Source organism: Chromohalobacter sp. HP20-39 (genome assembly GCF_033052815.1).
GTDB lineage: Bacteria > Pseudomonadota > Gammaproteobacteria > Pseudomonadales > Halomonadaceae > Chromohalobacter.
This window is the reverse complement of the sequence record NZ_JAWHTP010000302.1, coordinates 1-355: the sequence shown is the minus strand read 5'-3', so window position 1 is coordinate 355 and position 355 is coordinate 1. Positions and strand designations below refer to the sequence as shown.

Annotated in this window: 1 protein-coding gene; it reads right to left on the bottom strand. The window is 52.1% G+C overall.

Annotated elements, in window-relative coordinates; translation table 11 throughout:
• Window positions 1–192 (bottom strand): hypothetical protein (locus RVY79_RS18090; protein WP_317465911.1); only part of this gene is annotated, 192 nt, incomplete at its 3' end.
• Window positions 193–355 lie beyond the last annotated feature (163 nt).

Below are 355 nucleotides of genomic sequence, written 5' to 3'. Positions count from 1 at the left end.
GCCGGCTCCTACAAATCCCCGCCCGTTAACAAAGGCTAGAACCCAGTCCCCCTCATTCATTTTCTTCAGTATTGCGGCACCCTTGTCCTCGGGGTTCCCTTCGAAGCCTGCCGTAATTACGCCACGCTTGATGTTCTGAGTCCACCAATCTGAAACTGCTGGCTTGCCTATATTGAAAACGTAGTAATCCACTTGCCCTCCAGATAATTTCTTCTTTGAGCTTCCACGCTACAGATGCTGGCGTGCAAGGTGGTACAGCACCGCTATGTGTTGTGGGTCCAGAAAAGTTATTACTGCGCCGGGTGGGACGCAATCCTCCATTTTGAGAGGAGGTGCTACGGAAGCGTCAGGGGTA